At 73.1% G+C, this 22,666-nt stretch carries 22 protein-coding genes; 20 read left to right on the top strand and 2 right to left on the bottom strand.

Annotated elements, in window-relative coordinates; genetic code table 11:
- The first annotated feature begins 50 nt into the window (after window positions 1-50).
- From ACFW5B_RS32630 to hypE, 13 genes are all read left to right on the top strand, one after another.
- Window positions 51-1,832 carry a nickel-dependent hydrogenase large subunit gene (locus ACFW5B_RS32630; protein WP_386447770.1) on the top strand — a complete coding sequence of 594 codons (1,782 nt, stop codon included), beginning with the start codon at window positions 51-53 and terminating at the stop codon, window positions 1,830-1,832.
- On the top strand, window positions 1,829-2,458 hold the full coding sequence (locus ACFW5B_RS32625; RefSeq protein WP_386447767.1) for a hypothetical protein: 630 nt from the start codon (window positions 1,829-1,831) through the stop codon (window positions 2,456-2,458). The genes ACFW5B_RS32630 and ACFW5B_RS32625 overlap by 4 nt, the downstream gene beginning before the upstream one ends.
- On the top strand, window positions 2,455-3,123 hold the full coding sequence (locus tag ACFW5B_RS32620) for a DUF5947 family protein (RefSeq protein ID WP_386447764.1): 669 nt from the start codon (window positions 2,455-2,457) through the stop codon (window positions 3,121-3,123). Before ACFW5B_RS32625 ends, ACFW5B_RS32620 begins: the two co-directional genes overlap by 4 nt.
- The gene (locus tag ACFW5B_RS32615; RefSeq protein ID WP_386447762.1) at window positions 3,120-3,830 is read left to right on the top strand and encodes a DUF6084 family protein; all 711 of its coding nucleotides are present in this window, start codon (window positions 3,120-3,122) and stop codon (window positions 3,828-3,830) included. The genes ACFW5B_RS32620 and ACFW5B_RS32615 overlap by 4 nt, the downstream gene beginning before the upstream one ends.
- Complete coding sequence (locus ACFW5B_RS32610) at window positions 3,827-5,248, top strand: hypothetical protein (RefSeq protein WP_386447759.1); 1,422 nt, start codon at window positions 3,827-3,829, stop codon at window positions 5,246-5,248. The genes ACFW5B_RS32615 and ACFW5B_RS32610 overlap by 4 nt, the downstream gene beginning before the upstream one ends.
- Window positions 5,245-5,808 (top strand): hydrogenase maturation protease, encoded by a 564-nt coding sequence (locus ACFW5B_RS32605; RefSeq protein ID WP_386447756.1) that lies wholly within the window; start codon window positions 5,245-5,247, stop codon window positions 5,806-5,808. Before ACFW5B_RS32610 ends, ACFW5B_RS32605 begins: the two co-directional genes overlap by 4 nt.
- Complete coding sequence (locus tag ACFW5B_RS32600) at window positions 5,802-5,906, top strand: DUF6893 family small protein (RefSeq protein ID WP_386447753.1); 105 nt, start codon at window positions 5,802-5,804, stop codon at window positions 5,904-5,906. The genes ACFW5B_RS32605 and ACFW5B_RS32600 overlap by 7 nt, the downstream gene beginning before the upstream one ends.
- 127 nt (window positions 5,907-6,033) lie before the next feature.
- On the top strand, window positions 6,034-6,414 hold the full coding sequence (locus ACFW5B_RS32595) for a hydrogenase maturation nickel metallochaperone HypA (protein ID WP_386447750.1): 381 nt from the start codon (window positions 6,034-6,036) through the stop codon (window positions 6,412-6,414).
- A gap of 3 nt (window positions 6,415-6,417) precedes the next feature.
- Window positions 6,418-7,278, top strand: coding sequence for a hydrogenase nickel incorporation protein HypB (hypB, locus tag ACFW5B_RS32590; protein ID WP_386447747.1), 861 nt, complete (start codon window positions 6,418-6,420; stop codon window positions 7,276-7,278).
- Entirely contained in the window at window positions 7,275-9,689 is a 2,415-nt protein-coding gene (gene hypF, locus ACFW5B_RS32585; RefSeq protein WP_386447744.1) for a carbamoyltransferase HypF, read from the top strand. Before hypB ends, hypF begins: the two co-directional genes overlap by 4 nt.
- A 50-nt stretch (window positions 9,690-9,739) precedes the next feature.
- The gene (locus ACFW5B_RS32580; RefSeq protein WP_386447741.1) at window positions 9,740-10,075 is read left to right on the top strand and encodes a HypC/HybG/HupF family hydrogenase formation chaperone; all 336 of its coding nucleotides are present in this window, start codon (window positions 9,740-9,742) and stop codon (window positions 10,073-10,075) included.
- The gene (gene hypD, locus ACFW5B_RS32575) at window positions 10,072-11,196 is read left to right on the top strand and encodes a hydrogenase formation protein HypD (RefSeq protein ID WP_386447738.1); all 1,125 of its coding nucleotides are present in this window, start codon (window positions 10,072-10,074) and stop codon (window positions 11,194-11,196) included. The genes ACFW5B_RS32580 and hypD overlap by 4 nt, the downstream gene beginning before the upstream one ends.
- Entirely contained in the window at window positions 11,189-12,298 is a 1,110-nt protein-coding gene (gene hypE, locus ACFW5B_RS32570; protein WP_386447735.1) for a hydrogenase expression/formation protein HypE, read from the top strand. The genes hypD and hypE overlap by 8 nt, the downstream gene beginning before the upstream one ends.
- A gap of 60 nt (window positions 12,299-12,358) precedes the next feature.
- Here the strand turns inward: hypE and efeB are convergent, their stop codons facing one another.
- Window positions 12,359-13,615: an iron uptake transporter deferrochelatase/peroxidase subunit gene (gene efeB, locus ACFW5B_RS32565; protein ID WP_386447732.1), complete on the bottom strand. Its 1,257-nt coding sequence runs from the start codon at window positions 13,613-13,615 to the stop codon at window positions 12,359-12,361.
- Between the two features lie 288 nt (window positions 13,616-13,903).
- On the opposite strand from efeB, the gene ACFW5B_RS32560 reads away from it, so the two are divergent.
- The 4 genes from ACFW5B_RS32560 (at window position 13,904) to ACFW5B_RS32545 (ending at window position 18,424) form a co-directional block, all read left to right on the top strand.
- The gene (locus ACFW5B_RS32560; protein WP_386447729.1) at window positions 13,904-14,371 is read left to right on the top strand and encodes a hypothetical protein; all 468 of its coding nucleotides are present in this window, start codon (window positions 13,904-13,906) and stop codon (window positions 14,369-14,371) included.
- Between the two features lie 328 nt (window positions 14,372-14,699).
- Complete coding sequence (locus ACFW5B_RS32555; protein ID WP_386447726.1) at window positions 14,700-16,340, top strand: APC family permease; 1,641 nt, start codon at window positions 14,700-14,702, stop codon at window positions 16,338-16,340.
- Between the two features lie 201 nt (window positions 16,341-16,541).
- Window positions 16,542-17,375, top strand: coding sequence for a PP2C family protein-serine/threonine phosphatase (locus tag ACFW5B_RS32550; RefSeq protein WP_386447723.1), 834 nt, complete (start codon window positions 16,542-16,544; stop codon window positions 17,373-17,375).
- Between the two features lie 62 nt (window positions 17,376-17,437).
- Complete coding sequence (locus ACFW5B_RS32545; RefSeq protein WP_386447721.1) at window positions 17,438-18,424, top strand: MASE1 domain-containing protein; 987 nt, start codon at window positions 17,438-17,440, stop codon at window positions 18,422-18,424.
- Between the two features lie 34 nt (window positions 18,425-18,458).
- On the opposite strand, the gene ACFW5B_RS32540 is transcribed toward ACFW5B_RS32545, so the two are convergent.
- Window positions 18,459-19,520 (bottom strand): ATP-dependent DNA ligase, encoded by a 1,062-nt coding sequence (locus tag ACFW5B_RS32540; protein ID WP_386447718.1) that lies wholly within the window; start codon window positions 19,518-19,520, stop codon window positions 18,459-18,461.
- A 102-nt stretch (window positions 19,521-19,622) separates the two neighbouring features.
- On the opposite strand from ACFW5B_RS32540, the gene ligD reads away from it, so the two are divergent.
- The 3 genes from ligD to ACFW5B_RS32525 all read left to right on the top strand — a co-directional run bounded on the left by ligD (window position 19,623) and on the right by ACFW5B_RS32525 (window position 22,542).
- Window positions 19,623-20,636, top strand: a complete 1,014-nt coding sequence (ligD, locus tag ACFW5B_RS32535; RefSeq protein ID WP_386447715.1) for a non-homologous end-joining DNA ligase — start codon at window positions 19,623-19,625, stop codon at window positions 20,634-20,636.
- A 265-nt stretch (window positions 20,637-20,901) separates the two neighbouring features.
- On the top strand, window positions 20,902-22,128 hold the full coding sequence (locus ACFW5B_RS32530; RefSeq protein WP_386447712.1) for a PP2C family protein-serine/threonine phosphatase: 1,227 nt from the start codon (window positions 20,902-20,904) through the stop codon (window positions 22,126-22,128).
- 153 nt (window positions 22,129-22,281) lie between these two features.
- Window positions 22,282-22,542 (top strand): hypothetical protein, encoded by a 261-nt coding sequence (locus tag ACFW5B_RS32525; protein ID WP_386447710.1) that lies wholly within the window; start codon window positions 22,282-22,284, stop codon window positions 22,540-22,542.
- Window positions 22,543-22,666: the final 124 nt, after the last annotated feature.

Raw genomic sequence — 22,666 nt, 5'->3', positions numbered from 1 at the left:
GGAACTCCGTCCGACCCACCTCCGCGTAACAGAAGGGCACGGCACTCACGATGGCACCGAGAACGAAGACGGCTGACAGCAGCGGTCTGACGGAGATGTCCTGGGATCCGATCACCCGGATCGTGGGCAGCCTCGGCATCCACACCAAGATCGACTTCAAGCAGAAGCGGGTGGCGGAGTGCTACAGCACCTCATCCGTCTTCCGCGGCTACAGCGTCTTCATGCGGGGCAAGGACCCGCGCGACGCCCACTTCATCACCAGCCGGATCTGCGGCATCTGCGGTGACAACCACGCCACCTGCTCCGTCTACACGCAGAACATGGCTTACGGGGTGAAGCCCCCGCACCTGGGTGAGTGGATCATCAACCTCGGCGAGTCCGCCGAGTACATGTTCGACCACAACATCTTCCAGGAGAACCTGGTCGGGGTCGACTACTGCGAGAAGATGGTCCGCGAGACCAACCCCGGCGTCTGGGAACTCGCCCAGCGGACCGAAGCCCCCCACGCGGGCGACCACGGCTACCGCACCATCGCCGACATCATGACCTCCCTCAACCCCCTCGAGGGCGAGTTCTACCGTGAGGCCCTCCAGGTCAGCCGCTACACCCGGGAGATGTTCTGCCTGATGGAGGGCCGCCATGTGCACCCCTCCACGCTCTACCCGGGCGGCGTCGGCACCATCGCCAGCGTCCAGCTGTTCACCGACTACATGAGCCGGCTGATGCGCTACGTCGAGTTCATGAAGCGCGTCGTGCCGCTCCATGACGACCTGTTCGACTTCTTCTACGAGGCGCTGCCCGGGTACGAGGAGGTCGGCCGGCGACGCGTCCTGCTCGGCTGCTGGGGCGCGCTCAACGACCCGGAGCACTGCGACTTCACCTATCGCAACATGACGGACTGGGGACGGAAGATGTTCGTCACCCCGGGCATCATCGTCGACGGCAAGCTGGTCACCAACGACCTCACCGAGATCAACCTGGGTATCCGGATCCTGCTGGGCAGCTCCTACTACCAGGACTGGGAGGGCCAGGAGAAGTTCGTCACCCACGACCCCCTGGGCAACCCCGTGGACGCCCGCCACCCCTGGAACCAGCACACCATCCCCGCCCCGCAGAAGCGCGACTTCGCCGACAAGTACAGCTGGGTGATGTCCCCGCGCTGGTTCGACGGCAAGGAGCACCTGGCGCTGGACACCGGCGGCGGCCCGATCGCGCGGCTGTGGTCCACCGCGCTGTCCGGACTCGTCGACACCCCGTACGTCAAGGCCACCGGCCAGAGCGTGGTCATCGACCTGCCGCGCAGCATGACCAAGCCCGAGACCCGCTTCGAATGGAAGATCCCGAAGTGGAGCAACGCCCTGGAGCGCAATCGCGCCCGCACCTACTTCCAGGCGTACTCGGCGGCCATGGCGCTGCACTTCGCGGAGCAGGGCCTGGAGGAGGTCCGCGCCGGACGCACCCAGACCTGGGAGAAGTTCGAGGTGCCGGACGAGTCCATCGGCTGCGGCTTCACCGAGGCGGTGCGCGGTGTCCTCTCGCACCACATGGTCATCCGGGACGGGAAGATCGCCAACTACCACCCCTACCCGCCGACCCCGTGGAACGCCAGCACCCGCGACACCTACGGCACCCCCGGCCCCTACGAGGACGCCGTCCAGAACACTCCGATCTTCGAGGAGAACTCCCCGGAGAACTTCAAGGGCATCGACATCATGCGCACGGTGCGCAGCTTCGACCCGTGTCTGCCCTGCGGTGTCCACATGTACGTCGGCAACGGCAAGTCCGTGCAGAAGATGCATGTGCCCACCGGTCTGAGCGGGCTCTCCGGATGAGCGCCCGGGGCACCACGGCAGAGGCCACCGCGCCGCAGGCAGAGGCCACCGAGGCCGCTGCGCCGTCATCAGCCGCGCCGCCCGCCGTGCCGAACGCCGAGGCGACCGGCCGGCACGTCGAAGAGGTGCTGGACCGCCTCGCGCGGCGCGACGACCGCGAGGTGAGCGCCGCCGCCGAGGAACTCGTCCGTGTCCTGATGGACTTCTACGGCGCGGGACTCGCCCGGATCCTGCACGTCCTGGGCACCGGCACCGGCGGCGACGGTCCCCGGGCGGCGCTGCTCCGCGACGAGCTGGTGACCAGCCTGCTGGTGCTGCACGATCTGCACCCCGAGGACACCGTGGCCCGCATCGGCCGCGCCCTCGACAGCGTCCGTCGGCAACACCCGGCCGAGGTCGCGGAGTTCGACGCGGACTCCGGAGCGCTGCGGCTGCGCGCCGCCGGCGACTCCGGCGGCTGCGGCTGCCCCAGCACCAGCCGGCAGGCACAGCAGGCCGTCGAGGCCGCCGTGTCCTGCTTCGCGCCCGAGGTGACCTCGACGCAGTGGGAGGCGGCGGACAACCGCTCCGAGCCGGCGCTGCTGCAGATCTCCCGTCGCCCGCCGACCGCCGCCACCGCCTCGTGAGCGGCCGGCAATCGGCGCCCTCGCGCCTGGGGCCGCCACCCGCCCACCGCGGCCTGCGCCGCTTCCGCGCCCCGGTGCCGGCCAGCCCCGAACGCTGCGAACTGTGCGCCGTGGTGCTCGCCGAGCACAACCACCGCCACCTGGTCGACACCCGGCGCCGGGCGCTGGCCTGCGCCTGCACGCCGTGCGCGCTGCTCTTCGACCGGCCCGGCGCCGGCACGGGGCAGTTCCGTACGGTCCCGGACCGCTATCTCGTCGACCCCGGCCACAGCCTCGACGACGCGGCCTGGGAACGACTCCGCATCCCGGTCGGCGTCGCCTTCTTCCTGCGCAACGCCGACCAGGACCGGCCGGCCGCCCTCTACCCCAGCCCGGCCGGCGCCACCGAAGGCGAACTCGACCCGTCGACCTGGCAGACCGTGCTCTCCGCCAGTCGGCTGGCCGCCCTCCTGCGGCCCGATGTGGAGGCGCTGCTGCTGCGCCGCACCGAGGGCCGGATCGACTGCTATCTGGTGCCCGTCGACATCTGCTACGAACTCGTGGGCCGGATGCGCCTGTTGTGGCAGGGCTTCGACGGCGGCGCCGAGGCACGCGCCGCGCTCGCCGACTTCTTCACCAAGGTCGCCCGCCGGGCCCGCGAGCCGAAGGCGGAGGACCGGCCGTGACCGAGCTGTCCTTCGTCTGCACCGGCGTCCGCGCCGACCGCTACGCCGCCGTCCCCACCCTCCTCTTCCGGCTGTGCATCACCGCCGCCGAAGCGGCCCGGGTGCACGCCCTCGCGCTGCGCTGCCAGCTCCGCATCGAACCGGCCCGGCGCGGCTACCGCCCCGACGAGGCCGAGGCGCTGTCCGACCTCTTCGGCGAGCGGTCCCGCTGGGGCAGCACCCTGCACCCGCTCCAGTTCGCCCAGGTCTCCCTGGTCGTCCCCGGCTTCACCGGCGAGACCGAGGTGGATCTCCCCGTCCCCTGCTCCTACGACCTCGATGTCGCGGCCGGCCGCTACTTCCACGCACTGCGCGAGGGCGAGGTGCCGCTGCTGCTGCTCTTCTCCGGCACGGTGTTCGCCGGCGCCGGCGGCTTCCGGGTCCATCCGGTGCCCTGGCACAAGGAAGCGTCCGTACGGATGCCGGTGGCCGTCTGGCAGGAGATGACCGAGGCGCACTTCCCCGGGTGCGGCTGGCTGCGGCTGCCCCGCGAAACCCTCGACGCGCTGCTCGCCTACCGCTCCCGGCACGCCCTGCCCTCCTGGCAGGCCACCGTCGAATCACTGCTGGCCGAGGCCGGCGACGACGGCACCGCACCGCCCGCACCGCACGCCCGGCTCCTCCAGGGCGCCGCCGCCCGCCCCCTCAGCGAGAGGACCGCGCCGTGACGACCAGCGCGCTGCCCGAGGAGGGGGCGGACCGCTTCGCCGCCGCCCGCCAGGTGGCGGACGCCGTGCTGTTCGAGGGCTATGTGCTCTACCCGTACCGCGCCTCCGCCGCCAAGAACCAGCTGCGCTGGCAGTTCGGGGTGCTGGTCCCGCCCCACTGGGGCGCCGACAGCGCGGAGCACTCCTTCCAGCGCACCGAATGCCTCATGGAGCCCCGCTCAGGCGCCCGGCTCTCGGTCGAGCTGCGGTTTCTGCGCGCACAGCGGCGTACCGTCCAACGGCGTTGCCCGGACGGCGGGTTCCAGGACACGACGGAACTCGAACTGCCCGACCGGGTGCTGGTCCCCTGGGACGAGGGAGTCGAGGAGCGCGTCACGCTCGTGACCGATGTCTCCAAGCTGACCGGCGAGGGCGTCACCGTCCCGTTCACCCGGCCCGCGCGGGAGGAGACCGAGCAGGTCCACGACGCCGACGGGCGGCTTCTCGGCCGGCTGGTGCGCCACTGTGCGCGGACCGACGGCCGGGTCCGGCTCACCGCGAGCGAACTCGGCGGCCCGTACGCGGCGTTCCGGCTGACCGCGACCGTGGAGAACACCAGCGACTGGCAGCCGGACGACACCGGCGCGGACCGGGCCGCGGCACTTCCCCGTTCGCTGGTCGGCGCCCATCTGCTCCTGGGCCTGAGCGCGGGAGCGTTCCTCTCCATGACCGACCCGCCGGAGTGGGCGAAGGGCGCCGTCGCGGCCTGCCGCAACGAGCACGCCTGGCCGGTGCTGGCCGGCGAGTCCGGCCGCGCCGATGTGGTGCTCTCCGCGCCGATCATCCTGGAGGACCACCCGGCCATCGCCCCGGAAAGCCCCGGCGCGCTCTACGACGCGCTGGAGATCGACGAGATCCTGACCCTGCGCACCGCGGCCCTCACCGACGAGGAGAAGCGGGAGGCCCGCGGCACCGACCCCCGCGCCGCCGGGGTCATCGAACTCGCCGACACCATGCCGCCCGAGGTGCTGGAGCGACTGCACGGCGCCGTACGGGCGCTGCGCGAGGTCACCGGACCCGGCCCGGCCGCCCCGGACCCGTTCGCCCCGGACGTACCGGGCACCCGCCCGAACACCCCCTGGTGGGACCCGGAGAGCGACCGCAGCGTCGATCCCGTACGCGACCGGATCACCGTCGACGGGCGGTCGGTCGGCGCCGGCAGCCGGGTGCTGCTCCGCCCCGGCCTGCGGCGCACCGACGCCCAGGACCTCTTCCTCCAGGGCCGCACCGCACACGTCGAGGCGGTGCTGCACGACGTCGACGGCGGAGTGCATCTCGCGGTGACCGTGGAGGGCGACCCGGGCGTCGACATCCGGCGCGAGCAGGGTCGGTTCCTGTACTTCCAACCCGACGAAGTCGCTCCCCTGGAGGACGCGTGAGTCCCGAGGCATCCGGCGCCAAACGCCCCGCGAAGACGCTGATCGCCGGCGTCGGCAACATCTTCCTCGGCGACGACGGCTTCGGCGTCGAGGCCGTCCGCCGGCTCGGGGAGCACCAACTCCCCGACGGCGTCGAGGTCGTCGACGTCGGCGTACGCGGCGTCCACCTCGCCTACCAGATGCTGGACGGCTACCACACGGTGCTCCTCGTCGACGCCTCCGCGCGCGGCGGTGAACCCGGCACCGTCTACCTGCTCGACGCCACCACACCCGCCGACCGCCCGCCGGACATCGCGCTGGACGGCCACCACATGACCCCCGACGCCGTGCTCGCGCTGCTCGACACCCTCAGCGCGGGTACCGGCGGCCGGCGCCCGGAACGCGTCCTGGTCGTCGGCTGCGAACCCGCCGATGTCGCCGAAGGCATCGGGCTCAGCGCACCCGTCGACGCCGCGGTCGACGAGGCCGTACAGATCGTCCTGCGGCTGGTCGGCGCGGAGGAACCCACCCCGTCCGCCGCCGGACCGCACCCCACCGAGAGGAACACGACACCATGCTGAAGTTCGCCCTGAGCGGTGTGCTCGCCGCCGCGCTCGCCCTTGTCGCCAGGTCCCTGCTGCCGGACCTCAAGCGTTATATGCGCATGCGGGCCATGTGACGCGGCGGCGCTGCACCGAACGGTGTACGCCGCCGCGCCGCCCCGGCGAGGCACCCCGGCCGCCCTCCGGCCGCGCCGTCTAATGAAGCCGGGCGGCCCCGGTCGTCCCCGCACCAGAGAGGGACCGATGCACGAGATGTCGATCGCGCTTGCGGTCGTGGACCAGGTCGAGAGCGCGGCCCGGCCCGCCGGGGCCGGAACCGTCCACAGCATCCGGCTACAGGTCGGCGAACTGGCCGGAGTGGTCCCCGACGCGCTGGCCTTCTCCTTCGAACTCGCCTGTGCCGGAACGGTGCTGGAGGGGGCGGAGCTGGTGACCGAACCCGTCGCGGCCCGCGCCCGCTGCGGCCCCTGCGCGGACACCTGGGCCGTGGGCATGCCGCCGCGGCTCAGCTGTCCGGGCTGCGGCGGTGCCACCGCCGAGCTGCTGTCCGGGCGGGAACTGCAGATCGTCAGCGTGTGCTGGAACGACGCCCCGGTACACGTACCGACCCACGAGGAGCGCTGAACCATGTGCCGTGTCGTCGACCTGCAACAGGCGGTCCTTGCCAAGAACGACGCCTGTGCCCACACCCTGCGCGAGGACCTCGCGGCCCGGGGCACCGCGCTGGTCAATCTGCTCTCCAGCCCCGGCAGCGGCAAGACCGCGCTCCTGGAACGTGAACTCACCCTCGCCCGCAGCCGGGACATCCCGGTCGCGGCGCTCACCGCCGACCTCGCCACCGAGAACGACGCCGTCCGGCTGGCCCGCTCCGGAGTGCCCGTCAAACAGGTGCTCACCGACGGGCTGTGCCATCTGGAGGCCGAGATGCTGGGCGGGCACCTGCACGGCTGGCTGCCCGCCGACACCCGGCTGCTGTTCATCGAGAACGTCGGCAACCTGGTCTGCCCCGCCTCCTACGACCTCGGGGAGACCCTGCGCGTGGTGCTGGCGTCGGTGACCGAGGGTGAGGACAAGCCGCTGAAGTACCCCACCGCCTTCGGACTGGCCCATCTGGTCGTGGTCACCAAGACCGATATCGCCGCCGCGGTCTCCTTCGACGAGAAGGAGTTCCGCGCCAACGTCGAACGCATCAACCCGGGCGTGGAGGTCGTCCTCACGTCGGTGCGCGGCGGTGCGGGGGAGGGCCTGCTGCTGGACCGGGCGCTGGCGGCACGGGACGGCGCGCCGGTGCACATCCCGGTGATGACCCGTAAGTCCCATCACGTCCACGACGCGGCGGACGGACAGCCGCGCGACGAGGGGCACACCCACGACGCGGGCCGCACCCGCGCAGCCGGCCACACCCACACCCACACCCACGCCCGCCGGGCCCCGGCCGGCCAGGCGCACACCACCGATTCCGACACCGTGGCGTCGAGCCGCTCATGACCACCGGGCAGGCCGAGGGCACCACCGCGACGGCCCCTCCCGCAGCCGCCGCACGCCGCCGGATCACCGTGCGCGGCGTCGTCCAGGGCGTCGGCTTCCGCCCGTTCGTCCACACCCTCGCCACCGAACTGGGCCTGACGGGCCATGTGACCAACACCGGCGAGGGCGTCGTCGCCGAGGTGGAGGGCGCCCCCGCGGCGCTCGCCCGCTTCGGTGAACGCCTCAGCGGCGAGGCGCCGCCGCTGGCTGTGGTGGAGACCGTCGACGGCCAGGACATCGCCGTGGCCGGTGACGCCGGCTTCCGCATCCTCCCCTCCCGCGCCCACGGCCCCTCCCGCACCCTGGTCGCCCCGGACGCCGCCACCTGCGAGGCCTGCCTCGCCGAGCTGACCGACCCGGCCGACCGCCGCCACCGGCACCCCTTCCTCAGCTGCACCCACTGCGGGCCGCGCTTCACGATCGTCACCGGGGTCCCCTACGACCGCGCGCTGACGACCATGGACCGCTTCCCGATGTGCCCCCTCTGCGCACGGGAGTACGCGGACCCGGGCGACCGGCGCTTCCACGCCCAGCCCATCGCCTGCCATGACTGCGGCCCCCGGCTGCGGCTGCTGACCGCGGACCCCGCCGACCGCACCCGCCCGCCGCGCCCGGCACCCGGCGCCGACCCGGTCGCCGACACCCGGCGGCTGCTCGCCGAGGGCGCGATCGTGGCCGTCAAGGGCCTCGGCGGCTACCACCTCGTCTGCGACGCCGCCCAGGACGCCGCAGTCGGCCTGCTGCGCCGGCGCAAGGCCCGCGGCGACAAGGCGTTCGCGCTGATGGCCCGTCATATCGCGGATGTGGAACACCTGGTGAGCGTCGGGGCGGAGGAGCGCGCGCTGCTCACCGGGTCCGCCCGGCCGATCGTCCTGCTGCGCCGCAACCCGCACCGGGCCGCGGCCCGGGACGCCCCCACGGTCTCCGACGCCGTCGCCCCCGGCAGCCCCGACCTGGGCGTGATGCTGCCGTACACCCCGCTGCACCACCTGCTGCTCGGCCTGCCCGGAGACCCTCCCGGACCCCGGCTGCTCGTCATGACCAGCGGCAATGTCGCGGGCGAACCGATCGTCACCGACGACGACGAGGCCGTACGGCGCCTGGCGCAGCTGGCGGACGCCTGGCTCACCCACGACCGGCCGATCCGGATTCCGTGCGACGACTCGGTGGTCCGGATCAGCGAAGGGGAGCCGCTGTTCGTCCGCCGCTCCCGCGGCTACGCACCGTTCCCCGTGCCCCTCCCGGTGCCGGTCCGGCCCTCGCTCGCGGCCGGCGGCGACCTCAAGAACGTGCTCTGCCTCGCCGAAGGACACCGCGCCTGGCTGTCCGCGCACATCGGCGACATGGACGACCTGGAGACCCAGTTCGCCTTCGAGCGGGCCGAGGAACACCTGGAGACCGTCACCGGGGTGCGGCCCCAACTCCTCGCCGCGGACCGGCATCCCGGCTACCGCTCCGGCCGGTGGGCGCAGTGCCACACCGACGGCCGCCCCCTGGTACGCGTCCAGCACCATCACGCCCATATCGCCGCGGCGATGGCCGAACACGGCTTCCGCGACGGCCGTCCCGTCATCGGCGTCGCGTTCGATGGCACCGGCTACGGCGACGACCACGCCGTCTGGGGCGGCGAGATCCTGCTCGCCGACTACGACGGCTACCGCCGCTTCGGACAGCTCGCCTACGTCCCGCTGCCCGGCGGCGACGCCACCGTACGGCGCCCCTACCGGATGGCCCTCGCCCATCTGCGTGCCGCCGGCGTCGACTGGACCGAGGACCTGCCGCCGGTGACGGCCTGCCCGCCGGACGAGCGGCGGCTGCTGGCCCGGCAGCTCGAACGCCACTTCAACTGTGTGCCGACCTCCAGCATGGGCCGGCTCTTCGACGCGGTGTCCTCGCTGGCCGGGGTCTGCCACCACGCCGGATACGAGGCCCAGGCCGCGGTCGCCCTCGAAGCCGCCGCCCTGACCGCGGGCGACGACGACGGTCCGGGCTATGCGTTCGCGCTGCGCCCCGGTCCGGCGGGCGCGGCCGCCGCCGACCTCGTCGCCGATCCGGCGCCGGTGCTCACCGCCGTCGTCGGGGACCTCCGCGCGGGCACCGCCGTACCGCTGATCGCGGCCCGCTTCCACAACGCGGTCGCCGACCTCGTCCGGCGCGGCTGCGGCGCCGCCCGCGAGCGGGCCGGCCTGACGACCGTGGCCCTGACCGGCGGGGTCTTCGCCAACACCCTGCTGGCCGAGGCCACCGCCCGCCTCCTGCGGCAGGACGGCTTCACCGTCCTGCGCCACCGCCGCGTCCCGCCCAACGACGGGGGACTGGCGCTCGGCCAGATCGTCGTGGCGGCGCGCACGGCAGGAGCCGCCGTGCGCTGAGCGGTACCGCGGCGCGGCGGACGCAACGTACCCACGACGAGGAGAGGCCCATGTGCCTGGCGGTACCCGGCAAGGTATTGGACATCGAGGAACGGGACGGCACCCGCATGGCGACCGTCGACTTCGGCGGTGTGGTCAAGGAGGTGTGCCTGGAGTACGTCCCCGATCTGAAGGTCGGTGAGTACGCCATCGTCCATGTCGGCTTCGCGCTGCAGCGCCTGGACGAGGAATCCGCCCGGCACACCCTGGCCCTGTTCGAGGAACTGGGCCTGCTGCAGGAGGAGTTCGGCGACCCCTGGGAGGCCGCTGCCGCTCAGGGACGGGACGGGGCGGGCGGCACACCCCCGGCCGCCCGCAACGACGGAGCGCGGGAGACGAGCCGGTGAAGTACCTCGAAGAATTCCAGAACCCCGAGCTGGCCCGCCGGCTGCTCGACGAGATCCGGGCCACCGCCACCCGGCCCTGGGCCCTGATGGAGGTCTGCGGCGGGCAGACCCACACCATCATCCGGCACGGCATCGACCAACTGCTGCCCGACAGCGTCGAGTTGATCCACGGGCCGGGCTGTCCGGTCTGTGTGACGCCGCTGGAGGTCATCGACAAGGCGCTGGAGATCGCCGCCCGCCCGGACGTGATTTTCTGTTCCTTCGGCGACATGCTCCGCGTCCCCGGCAGCGACCGCGATCTGTTCCAGGTGCGCAGCCAGGGCGGCGACGTCCGGGTCGTCTACTCCCCGCTCGACGCCCTGAAGACCGCCCAGCAGAACCCGCACCGCGAGGTGGTGTTCTTCGGTATCGGCTTCGAAACCACCGCACCGCCCAACGCCATGACGGTGTATCAGGCCCGCAAGCTGGGCGTCCCCAACTTCAGCATGCTGGTCTCGCACGTCCGGGTGCCGCCCGCGATCGAGGCGATCATGACTTCGCCCAGCTGCCGGGTCCAGGCGTTCCTGGCCGCGGGCCACGTCTGCAGCGTCATGGGCATGGGGGAGTACCCCGAACTGGCCGACCGCTTCAAGGTGCCGATCGTGGTCACCGGCTTCGAACCACTCGACATCCTGGAGGGCATCCGCCGCACCGTCCGACAGCTGGAGCGCGGCGAACACACCGTGGACAACGCCTACCCGCGCGCCGTCCGCAGCGAGGGCAACCCGGCCGCCCAGGCCATGCTCGCCGACGTCTTCGAGGTCACCGACCGCTCCTGGCGCGGTATCGGCACCATCCCCGCCAGCGGCTGGCGGCTGTCCGAGCGCTACCGCGACTACGACGCCGAGTACCGCTTCTCCGTCGACGGCATCACCACCCGCGAACCCGCCGCCTGCCGCAGCGGGGAAGTCCTCCAGGGGCTCCTCAAGCCGCACGAGTGCGAGGCCTTCGGCACCACCTGCACTCCGCGCTCCCCGCTCGGCGCCACCATGGTCTCCAGCGAGGGCGCCTGCGCCGCCTACTACCTCTACCGCCGACTCGGCACCACGCCCACCCCGCAGGAGGCGAGCCCCGTTGCCTGACACCAAGCGCCCCCAGCCCGGCGGCCCCACCCCGGCCGACCGCGGTCTGCCCACCGTCGACATCTCCGGCTGGACCTGCCCCACCCCGCTCCGTGACCAGCCCCGCGTCGTCATGGGGCACGGCGGCGGCGGCGCGCTGTCCGCCGAACTCGTCCAGCAGATCTTCGCCCCCGCCTTCGGCGGCGAGATCCTGGCCCAGCTCGGCGACTCCGCTGCGGTGTCCCTCGGCGGCGTACGCCTGGCCTTCTCCACCGACTCGTATGTGGTCCGGCCGCTCTTCTTCCCCGGCGGCTGCATCGGCGACCTCGCCGTCAACGGCACCGTCAACGACCTCGCCATGAGCGGCGCCCGCGCCGCCTATCTCTCCTGCGGCTTCATCCTGGAGGAGGGCGTCGAGATGCCGGTGGTCGCGGGGGTCGCCGACGCGATGGGCGCGGCGGCGCGGGCCGCCGGGGTCGAGGTGGCGACCGGCGACACCAAAGTCGTCGAGGCGGGCCACGGCGACGGCGTCTACCTCAACACCGCCGGCATCGGTCTGATCCCGGCGGGTGTCGATCTGCGCCCGCAGCGCGTCGTGCCCGGCGATGTGGTGATCGTCAGCGGGGACATCGGTCTGCACGGCGTGGCCATCATGAGCGTCCGTGAGGGCCTGGAGTTCGGCGTCGAGATCGAGAGCGACTGCGCGGCCCTCGGCGGCCTCGTCGAGAGCATGCTCGCCGTCACCCCGGACCTGCACGTGCTGCGCGACCCCACCCGCGGCGGGCTGGCCGCCGCGCTGTGCGAGATCGCCTCCGCCTCCTGCACCGGCATCGTCATCCAGGAGCGCGCCATCCCCGTGCCGTCCGCCGTCGCGAACGCCTGCGCCGTCCTCGGCCTGGATCCGATGTACGTCGCCAACGAGGGAAAACTGGTGGCGTTCGTCCCCCGCCGGCACGCCGACGCCGTGCTGGACGCGATGCGGGCGCACCCCCTGGGCGCCGGTGCCGCGGTCATCGGGGAGACCGTCGAGACCCACCCCGGCATGGTCGTGGCCCGCACCCCGCTGGGCGGCACCCGGGTCGTCGACCTGCCGCTGGGCGAGCAGCTGCCGCGGATCTGCTGAGCGACGCGGAAGGGCGGCGCCGCAACGGGCACCGCCCTTCCGCCGTACGACCGGACCCGCTCAGGTCTTCTGCAGCAGCCGGGCCCCGAACCAGTCGTCGGCGTCCCGCACCCCGGGCAGCACGAAGAAGTAGCCGCCGCCGATCGGAGTGACGAACTCGGACAGCGGCTCGTGCTTGAGGCGCCGCTGCACGGTCGCGAACTGCCGTTCCGGGTCCTGCTGGTAGCCGCAGAAGACCAGCCCGAGGTCCATCCGGCCCTTGCTGTCGTAACCGGCGTCGTAGTTGTAACTCCGGCGCAGGAAGCGGGAGTTGTCGGTTTTCTCGGTGCGGGGGTTCGCCAGCCGGATGTGCGAGTTGAGCGGGATCTTCGTGCCCTGCGGGTCGTCGCGGTACCGCGGTGTGTCCGACTCGTGGGTGCCGTCCAGGGGCGCACCGCTCGCCTTGCGCCGGCCGAAGATCTCCTCCTGGCGCGAGACCGGCACCTTGTCCCACTCCTCGACGTGGAAGCGGATCAGACGCAGCACCTGATAGCTGCCGCCCAGCGCCCAGTCCGGCTCCCCGCAGGGCGGGGTCACCCACAGCAGCCGGTCCATCTCCCGGGCCGAGCCGGTGTCCGGATTGACGATCCCGTCCTTGAAGCCGACGAAGGTGCGCGGTGACCCCGAGGGCCGCGACGGGTTGAGAAAGGCGTCCGCCCGCCAGCGGGGCCGCAGCAGACCGTGCGTCTCCCGCGCCAGATCGCGCAGCACATGGACCACCGCGTCCGGGTGCTGCCCGCAGACCTGCAACGACAGGTCACCGTGGCAGCGGGCCGGCTCCAGCCGGTCGTCGGGGAACGCGGGCATCGCCTTGAGGTGCCGGGGCTTGTGCCCGGAGAGGCCGAAGCGGTCGTCGAACAGCGAGGCGCCCACGCCGAGCGTGATGGTGAGCGAGTCGGGGGTGGGCTCCTCCGAGGCGACCCGCTCGTCCTGCGGCTTCACACCGGCCGCCAGCACCCGCGACCGCGTGGTGAGCTTCTGGAACAGGGTGGTCAGCCCGTCGCGGTCCTGGGCCAGTACGTCGAAGCCGACGAAACCGGCGAAGAGCTGCTGCGGCGTCACGATGCCGGCCTGATGGCGCCCGTGAAAGGGCACCTGGTCGGGCAGCGGCCCGTTGTTGCGCAGTCCGCCCACGGGCCGGTCCGCCGCTGCGGCGGCCGCCTGCCCGCCGAGTCCCGCGGCGGCCACTCCGGCGATCCCGGCCGCACATTTCAAGAATCCCCGACGCCCGTCGTGCCGCGGAAGGGCACCTGCGTCGCCGTCCTGCTCACATCTCATCGTCCCGCCATCCTGACTGCGTCATCCGGCAGCCGAGTGCCTGCACATACCTGTGCGCGATGCTCGCCGCCCACGACGTACGGGCCGGGAACAACACGGCCCCGGCCCCGGATATCACGCCTGGGACCCCGGCGGGTCCTCCGAATGGCGCAGCCGGCGGGCCCACCGCGCGACAGCGCCCCGGAGCGCTTCTAGCGTCGGCCCTGTGACCTGCCTGAACACCCACCGTGCACGGCGGGCGGCAGGCCCCGCACCGCGCACCACCCCCGAGCCCATGGACCCCCACACATGAGCACATCCACCGACGCCGGCACCATCCTTGCCGAGGCCGCCCGCCTCGGTACGGGCACCACCATCGAGGAGCGCACGGCCGACGGCGCCGCCGCACCCGTCAGCGGGGACGCACCCGCCAATGGGGCGCCACCCGCCGGGCGGGCCGGGGCCGCGGACGCGGCCCCGGCCGAGCGCCTGCCCGTGGCCGAGGGCGCACCCTCCAGAGGCGGCCCGGCCGTCGACCACGCCACGCCCCCCGCCGCGAACGCGCCCTGCGCCGATGCGCCCGAATCCTGGCTGCGCATCGAGCGGGGCCACGCCGAACCGGAGGAGATCGCGGCGATCAGCGTCGTCCTGTGCGCCCAGCTCGCCGCCCTGAGCGCCCTCGCCGAGGAGGGGCCGCCGCCCGAGGACCCGATCCCCGGCCGCCCGCACCCTCCGCGCCGCTCGGCGTGCTGGTCGGGCTGCTGGACCTGCGGCTGAGTCCGCCCGCCGGCGGCGTCCCGGTCGGCCGGGCTCCTGAGCGCCGCCGGGCGCCGCACCCCGTCCCTTGCTGCCGTACGGGGCCGCCCCCGCGCAAAGCCGTATCGACGAGACAAATGCCGGGTCAAGGCGTGACAAGAGCCTTGGCGGTGGCGCCACTTGCTCTCCTGACCGGGAGTGAGCGGCCGCGCACGGATCGGCACTCTCCAGTACCCCTGCGCTGCGCTGCGTGCAGGAAGTGTCCGCTGGTGGAACGCGTAATTCCTCTTCGCTGATCGTCGAGTAGGGTCCGGCGAGCCGTAACAGTGAATCAAGGAGGCCGTTTCTCGTGGCGGAGCGTCAGGTATCGGGTGAGGGGGACGGGGCCGCGGCCCCGGAAGTGCAGGCGCAGGAGCGCCGATTGCACCGTGACCTGGGCTTCTGGGGACTGACGGGGATCGGCTTCTCCAATATCGTCGGCTCCGGCTGGCTGTTCGCCGCCCTCTACGCCGCTCAGACGGCCGGCCCCGCGGCGCTGCTCTCCTGGATCGGGGCCGGTCTGCTGTGCGGACTGGTCGCCCTGGTCATGATCGAGCTGGGCGCGACCCGGCCGGAGGGCGGCGGCACGGTCCGCTGGCCGCTGTTCGCCAGCGGCCGGCTCGTCGGCACCCTCATCGGCTGGTCGACGCTGCTGTCGGTGGGCGGCACCGCCGCCGAGATCAGCGCGATCATGCAGTACACCGCGCACTACCTCCCGGGCCTCTACAACGGCCACACCCTCACGCTCTCCGGGCTGGCCCTGGCCGCCGGGCTCAGTGTCCTGCTGACGGCGCTGAACTGGTTCGCGGTGCGGATGTTCGCCCGGCTCAACAACCTGATCTCGGTGTTCAAGATCGTGGTCCCGGTCGTCACCGTGATCGCGCTGATCGCCTCCGGCTGGCACTCCGGCCGTCTGACGGACCACGGCGGCTTCGCCCCGTACGGCTATGTCGCCTGCCTGACCGCGCTGGCCGGCGGCGGCATCGTCTACTCCGTCAACGGCTTCCAGGCCCCGCTGGACTTCTCCGGCGAGACCCGCAACCCCCGCCGCACCCTGCCCGCCGCGGTGCTCACCGGCATCGGCCTCGCCGTCCTCATGTACCTGGCGCTGCAACTGGCGTTCCTCTTCACCGTCCCCGAGAACCTGCTCGGCCACGGCTGGCAGGGGGTCTCCTTCGAGTCGCCGTTCGGTCAGCTCGCCCTGATCCTCAATCTGCACTGGCTGGCCAGCCTGCTGTACGCGGACGCGGTGATCTCGCCCGGCGGCTCGGCGTACGTGGGCGTGGCGCTCAACGGGCGGCACACCTACGCGCTCGCCAAGAACGGCACCATCCCCCGGTACTTCATGAAGGTCAACGAGCGGTTCGGCATCCCGCGCCGGGCGCTGGCGATCAACCTCGTCGTGATCATGGTCTTTCTGCTGCCGTTCGGCGGCTGGCAGGACATCGTCAGCGTCATGGGCGACATGTATCTGCTGATCTACGCGGCCTCCGCGGTCGCGGTCGCGGTGTTCCGCGCCGAGCCGGGCGGCCGCACCGCCGGCTGGGTCCCGGGGCTGCGCTGGATCGCGCCGCTCAGCTTCGTGGTGGCCAGCGAATTCGTCTACTGGTCGGGCTGGCACGATCTGCGCCTCGCGCTGCCCCTCGTGCTCGGCGGCCTGCTGATCTTCCTGGTCATGCGCCGCCCCGGGGCACGCGACCGGGACGCCGTGGAGAGCGACGGCGCCGGCCCGAGCCGCCCGCTCGGCGCCGAACTCCGCACCGGCGCCTGGCTGGTGGCCTATCTGATCGCCCTGACGGTGCTCTCCTGGCTGGGCACCTTCGAGGGCTCCGGCCGGCTGCCGGCCCCGTACGACTCGATCACCGTGGGCGCCCTCGCGCTGGGCATCTTCTTCTGGGCGGTGCGCTCCGGCGTCCGGCATCTGGAGGTGGCCCGTCCCGCGGCCGCCTGAACGGGGCCACGACAGTGGCTACGGAGGGTGACAGGAGGGGACGGCGAGGCCGTCAAGCGGAAGTCGGACCGCAGAAATATGATGAATCGGGAGAAGCGGGCTCCCCATGAGCCCCCATGAGGCCAGGTCAGGCGGCCACTGCGGAGACGCACGGAGCACGCCCCGCAGTGGCCCATGCACCGACGCACCCGGGAGCGGTCCATGCTTCGGCGTCGTCCCCCGCGGTCGGCGAGCGCGGACGATCTGCTGACCACGCTCGGGCGCCTGACCGCCCAGGCGCGGGAAGGCGCCGAGAAGCAGCGGGCCCGGGTCGAGCTGGCCGAGGCGCTCCAGCGGGAGATGCTGCCGGCCGTACTGCCGTCGATACCGGGGCTGCGGGCCGCCGCCACCTATGCCCCGGCCCGGCACGGCCTGGACATCGGCGGCGACTGGTACGACGGCTTCCCCCTGCCCGACGGCTCGCTCGCCTTCTGCGTCGGCGATGTGCAGGGCCATGACGTCGAGGCGGCGGCCTTCATGGGGCAGATCCGGTTCGGGCTGCGCGCCGTCGCCGGCCATGCCGCCGATCCCGGGGAGGTGCTGAGCCGGGCCAACGACCTGCTGCTCTCGGTCGACTGCGGCCTCTTCGCGACCTGCACCTTCGTCCGCTTCGACCCGGTCGCCCGGGAGCTGACCAGCGCCCGCGCCGGTCATGTCCCCGGCATCTGGGCCACCACCGACGGCCGGTCGGGCCTCGCCGAGGACCCCGGTGGCCTGCCGCTCGGCATCGCACCGGGGGAGCGGTACCCGGTCACCCGCCGCCGGTTCGCCACCGCGGGGGCGTTCGTGCTGCTCACCGACGGGGTCGTCGAAGGGCCGTCGTTCCCGATCGAGGCGGGGCTGACCCAGGTGACCCGGCTGGTCAGCGCCAACGCCGACCGCGATCCGGCCACCGTGGCGGACGTGGCGATCAGCGTCGCCGAGTTCACCGGGCACACCGATGACTCGGCGGTGCTCGTCCTGCGCTTCGACGCGGCGTCGCCCGGAGCCGGGTGAAGCGCGGGCCGGGCGCGCGTGTCGCGGACGGCGGGCGGCCGCCGGCGTTGTCTGATGGCTGCGTGGTGCGCACCGAGGGACTCCGCCGGCCGGTACCGGCAGCCCTGACGATCCTCGTGCTCGCCGGCGTCTACTACGGGACCGCACGGATCGGGCTGCTGGAGCAGGTGGTGTTCGCGGGCGCCCGGGTCACCCCGTTATGGCCGCCCACGGGCATCTCCCTGAGCTGCCTCCTGCTGCTGGGCCTGTGGACCTGGCCGGGCATTGCGCTCGGCACCCTGCTGGTCGTCGCGTCCCTCAGCCCGCTCGACGTCTCGGTCCTCGGCATCATGACCGGCAACACCCTGGCCCCGGTCTGCGCGTGCCTGATGCTCCGTCGGGTGGGCTTCCACACCGGGCTCGACCGGCTGCGCGACGGGGTGGCCCTGGTCGCCCTGGGCGCCTTCGCCGGGATGGTGATCAGCGCGACGCTGGGCAGCGGGACGCTCCTCCTCAGCGGTGCGCTGCCGCCCGGCGGTTTCTGGCGGACCTGGGCGGCCTGGTGGGTGGGCGACGCCATGGGCATCCTCGTCGTCACCCCGCTCGTCCTCGCCTGCCGTACGGTCCGCCTTCCGCGGGGCGTCCCCCTCTACCGGTGGGCCGAGGCCGTGGTCCTGCTCGCCGCCTCGGTCGTGGTCTCGCTGGTGGCGGTCAGCAGTGAGCTGTCGCTGCTGTTCCTGGTCTTTCCGCTGATCGTCTGGGCGGCGCTGCGCTTCCAGCTCGTCGGGGCGGCGCCCTGCGTGCTGCTGGTGTCCGTCCTGGCCATCACGGCGGCGACGAGCCGCACCGGACCGTTCGAGGGCCAGAGCCAGCTGGAGGCGATGGTCAATCTGCAGGCCCTCAACGCGTCCGCGGCGCTCACCGCGCTGCTGCTGGCGGCCATCGTCACCGAGCAGAACAGCATCCGCCGCAAGGTCGAGCAGGCCTGCCGCGAACTGGCCGAAGTGGTGGACCGGCTCGCCCCGGGGGAGAGCCGGCGCCGGTGGCCGCCGGAGGGCGAGGAGAGCTGACCGCCACCCGCCGCCCGCCACCGCGTCCGTACGGTCAGTCCCGCAGCAGCTCCGCCAGGTCGTAGCCCACCGGCTCCTCCAGCTGGGCGTAGGTGCAGCTCTCCGGCGTACGGTCGGGACGCCAGTGGCGGAACTGGGCGGTGTGCCGGAAGCGGCTGCCCTCCATGTGGTCGTAGGCGACCTCGCACACCCGCTCCGGGCGCAGCGGCACCCACGACAGGTCCTTTCCGCCGCTCCAGCGGCTGGGCCCGCCCGGCATCCGCCGCGACGCATGCGCCGCCTCATCGGTCCACGCGCCCCATGGATGGCCCGAGACCTCGTCCATCCGCAGCGGCGCCAGCTCCTCGACCAGCGCGCGCCGCCTGGCCATCGGGAACGAGGCACACACCCCGACGTGCTGGAGCTGCCCGGCGTCGTCGTGCAGCCCGAGCAGCAGGGAGCCGACCACCGGACCGCTCTTGTGCAGCCGGTAGCCCGCGACGACGCAGTCCGCGGTGCGGGCATGCTTGATCTTGAACATCGCCCGGTCACCCGGCCGGTAGGGCAGATCGAGCGGCTTGGCGACCACCCCGTCCAGCCCCGCCCCCTCGAACTGGGTGAACCACCGGCGCGCCAGCTCCTCGTCCCGCGTCGCGGGCGCGGTGTACACCGGCGGCCGGGCCGGCCGCAGCGCCTCGACCAGGGCCTCCCGGCGCGCCGACTGCGGCTCGTCCAGCAGTGCGGCGGAGTCGAGGGCCAGCAGGTCGAAGGCGACGAGCGAGGCGGGCGTGCGCTCGGCGAGGGTACGGACCCGGGAGTCGGCCGGGTGGATGCGCTCCAGCAGCTCCTCGAAGTGCAGCCGGCCGTCATGGGCGATCACGATCTCGCCGTCGACGACACAGCGCCGGGGCAGCTCGGCCCGGGCCGCCCGGACCACCTCGGGGAAGTAGCGGGTGAGCGGCTTCGTGGTACGGCTGGCGATCTCGATGTCCTCGCCGTCCCGGAAGACGATGACGCGGAAGCCGTCCCACTTGGCCTCGTACTGCATGCCGGCGGGGATGTCCGTCACCAGCTTCGCGAGCATGGGGGAGACCGGGGGCATGACGGGCAGGTCCATGTCCCGATCCTGCGGGCTGCGGACGGTTCCCGCGCGCCGGGACGGCCGGGCCCGCCGCCCTTCCGGCGCGCGGCGGCGCCGCACCGTACTTACCGTGGAGCCATGGCCGGAGCCGGAGCTGTCGAACTGGATGTCGCGGGGCGCACGGTGCGTCTGTCGCACCCCGACAAGACGTATTACCCGGAACGCGGCTTCACCAAGATGGACGTCGCACAGTACTACCTCGCCGTCGCCGAGGGGGTGCTGCGGGGCCTGCGCGACCGGCCCACCACCATGCAGCGCTTCCCCGACGGTATCGAGGGCGAGTTCTTCTACCAGAAGCGGGCGCCCAAGGGGATGCCGGACTGGCTGCCCACGGCCCGGATCACCTTCCCGAGCGGGCGGTTCGCCGACGAGATGTGCCCCGGTGAACCGGCGGCCGTGCTCTGGGCGGCCAACCTGGGGTGTCTGACGTTCCACCCCTGGCCGGTACGCCGCGGGGACACCGAGCACCCCGACGAGCTGCGGATCGACCTCGACCCACAGCCCGGCACCGACTTCGCGGACGCCGTCAAGGTCGCCTTCGACCTGCGCGAGCTGCTGGCGGAGCACGGGCTGCGCGGCTGGCCCAAGACGTCCGGCGGCCGTGGAGTGCACGTCTATGTGCCGATCCGGCCCAGCTGGACGTTCACCGAGGTCAGACGGGCCGCGATCACCCTGGCGCGGGCGCTGGAGCGGCGGATGCCGGATCTGGTGACCTCGGCGTGGTGGAAGGAGGAGCGCGGCGAGAAGGTCTTCGTCGACTACAACCAGATGGCCCGCGACCGGACCATCGCCTCCGCCTACTCGCTGCGCGCCCGGCCCCGGGCGACCGTCTCCACCCCACTGCGCTGGGACGAACTGTCCGACGCCACCCCCGAGGACTTCGATCTGCGCACGGTCCCGCCGCGGTTCGCCGAACTCGGCGACGTACACGCGGACATGGCGGACCACGCCTTCGGCCTGGACTCCGTCCTGGAACTCGCGGACCGGCAGGCCGTGGACGAGGGGCTCGGCGATCTGCCCTATCCGCCCGACCACCCGAAGATGCCGGGGGAGCCGTCCCGGGTCCAGCCGAGCCGGGCGCGCAAGCGCTGAGGGCGGGGCGGTCCGGCGCGCGCCGCCGGTCGGTGCCCCTGGCGGTCGAGCGCCGCGACGCCACCGCGGCGACGGGCTCCGGCAGGCGTCCCGGTGCGCCGACCCGAACGGTCGTACCCGCGGCGGCCGCCACCCGACCGGACCGGCCTCGCCGTTCGCCCGGCGGCAGGGCGTCCGCCTGCCCGCCCCGGCGTGCGACCGGCCCGCCGTGGCGGGACCATTCGCAGGTGGCGCACGACAGGAACGCACCGGAGGCGAGCCGCCCGTGAACGCGTCCGGGATCGACTACGCGGCGGTCTTCCAGGCGCTGCCGGGCGCAGTGCTGCTGCTCACCCCGGAGTTCGAGATCGCCGACGCCAACGAGGCCCTGCTGCGGCGGGCCGGCCGGGAACGCCACCAGCTGATCGGCCGCGTCCTCTTCGATGTCTTCCCCGACAACCCCGGGGACCCCGACGCCACCGGCACCCGCAATCTCCGGGCGTCCCTGGAACGGGTGCTGGCCACCGGCGCACCCGACACCATGGCGCTCCAGCGCTACGACGTCGAGGCGCCCGGCCGGCCGGGCGTGTTCGAGGAGCGCTACTGGAGTCCGGTCAACGCACCGGTGCTGGACGCGGACGGGCGGGTGCGGCTGATCGTGCACCGGGTCGAGGAGGTCACCGGGATCGTCCGGGCCGCCGCCGGCGACCGGGACGGCGACCGGCAGCGGATGGCGGCCGAGCTCTACACCCGCGCCCAGGAACTGCAGGGGGCCAACGAGCGGCTGCGGCGGGCCCACGCCCGGGAGCAGGAGGTGGCGCTGGCCCTCCAGGAGGCGATGCTGCCCGCGCCGCCGCCCGTCGGGCACCACCGGGCCGCCGTGCGCTACCGGCCCGCGACCGGTGCGCTCCATGTCTGCGGCGACTGGTACGACCTGGCCGAACTGTCCGGCGACCGGATGGCGGTGGCGGTCGGCGACGTGGTGGGCCACGGCCTGTCCGCCGCCTGCGTCATGGGCCAGCTCCGCAGTGCGCTGAGCGCCGCCGCCCGGGTCGTGGTCGGCCCGGCGCGGGCCCTGGAGGTGCTGGGCATCTACGCGCGCTCGGTGGACGGCGCGGAATCGACCACCGCGGTGCAGACCGTCGTCGACTGGACCACGCACACCATCACCTACAGCAGCGCGGGCCATCCCCCGCCGGCCCTGCTGCACACGGACGGCACGGTCGAGCTGCTGGACCGGGCGACCGACCCGCCACTGGGCGCCCGGCCCGAGCATGTGGACCGGCCCGAGGCGCGGGTGGCCTTCGACGAGGGCGCCGTACTGGTCCTGTACACCGACGGGTTGATCGAGCGCCGCCGCGAGGACATCGACGTCGGTCTGGGGCGGCTGACCGCCGCGCTCACCCGGCACCGGGCCGCCGATGCCGAGTCGCTCGCCGATGCGCTGCTGGCGGAGCTGCTGCCGCCCGGCGGTGCCACCGACGATGCGGCCCTGGTCATCGTCCGGCTCTGACCAGCCCGTTCACCACATCACTTTGCCGATTCATTGCCACTACTGGAGCAATTCTTGGGGCCGTTGGAGTGGCTCTCCGCCGTGTCTGCGGGGATTCCGGCGCGGCGCGGTACTCATCGATTGTCACATTTCCTGCCACACAGGAGAAATGCAATGCGCAAGTTCATAGGCCGCTCCGTGGCTGCCGCGGCGATCGCCGCCGCCGCCGTCGTCCCGCTCGCCGGCGTGGCTTCGGCCGCGTCCCAGGAGTCGGCGTCACAGTCCCAGGACCGCCACGGTCGCCACCACCACCGTCACCACTGCGACCACCACCGTGGCTTCGGCAACGACGGCTTCGGCCGTGGCGGCCGTGGCTTCGGCCGTGGCTTCTTCGGCTTCGGTGGCTTCCCGTTCGGCCTGCTGGGCATCCTCTGACCGGCAGCAGTACGGTCGGGGGGGGGGGGCCCCGGGGGGGGGGGGGGCGGCGCCCCACGCGGCCGGGGGCGCGGGGGCGGGGGGGCGGGCCCCCCCGCCGCCCGGGCGAGGGGAGGGGGGGGGC

Origin of the sequence: Streptomyces sp. NPDC058773 (assembly GCF_042746015.1) — a bacterium.
Classification (GTDB): domain Bacteria; phylum Actinomycetota; class Actinomycetes; order Streptomycetales; family Streptomycetaceae; genus Streptomyces.
The sequence above is the reverse complement of the archived record's forward strand: the minus strand, read 5'-3'. Positions and strand labels throughout refer to the sequence as shown.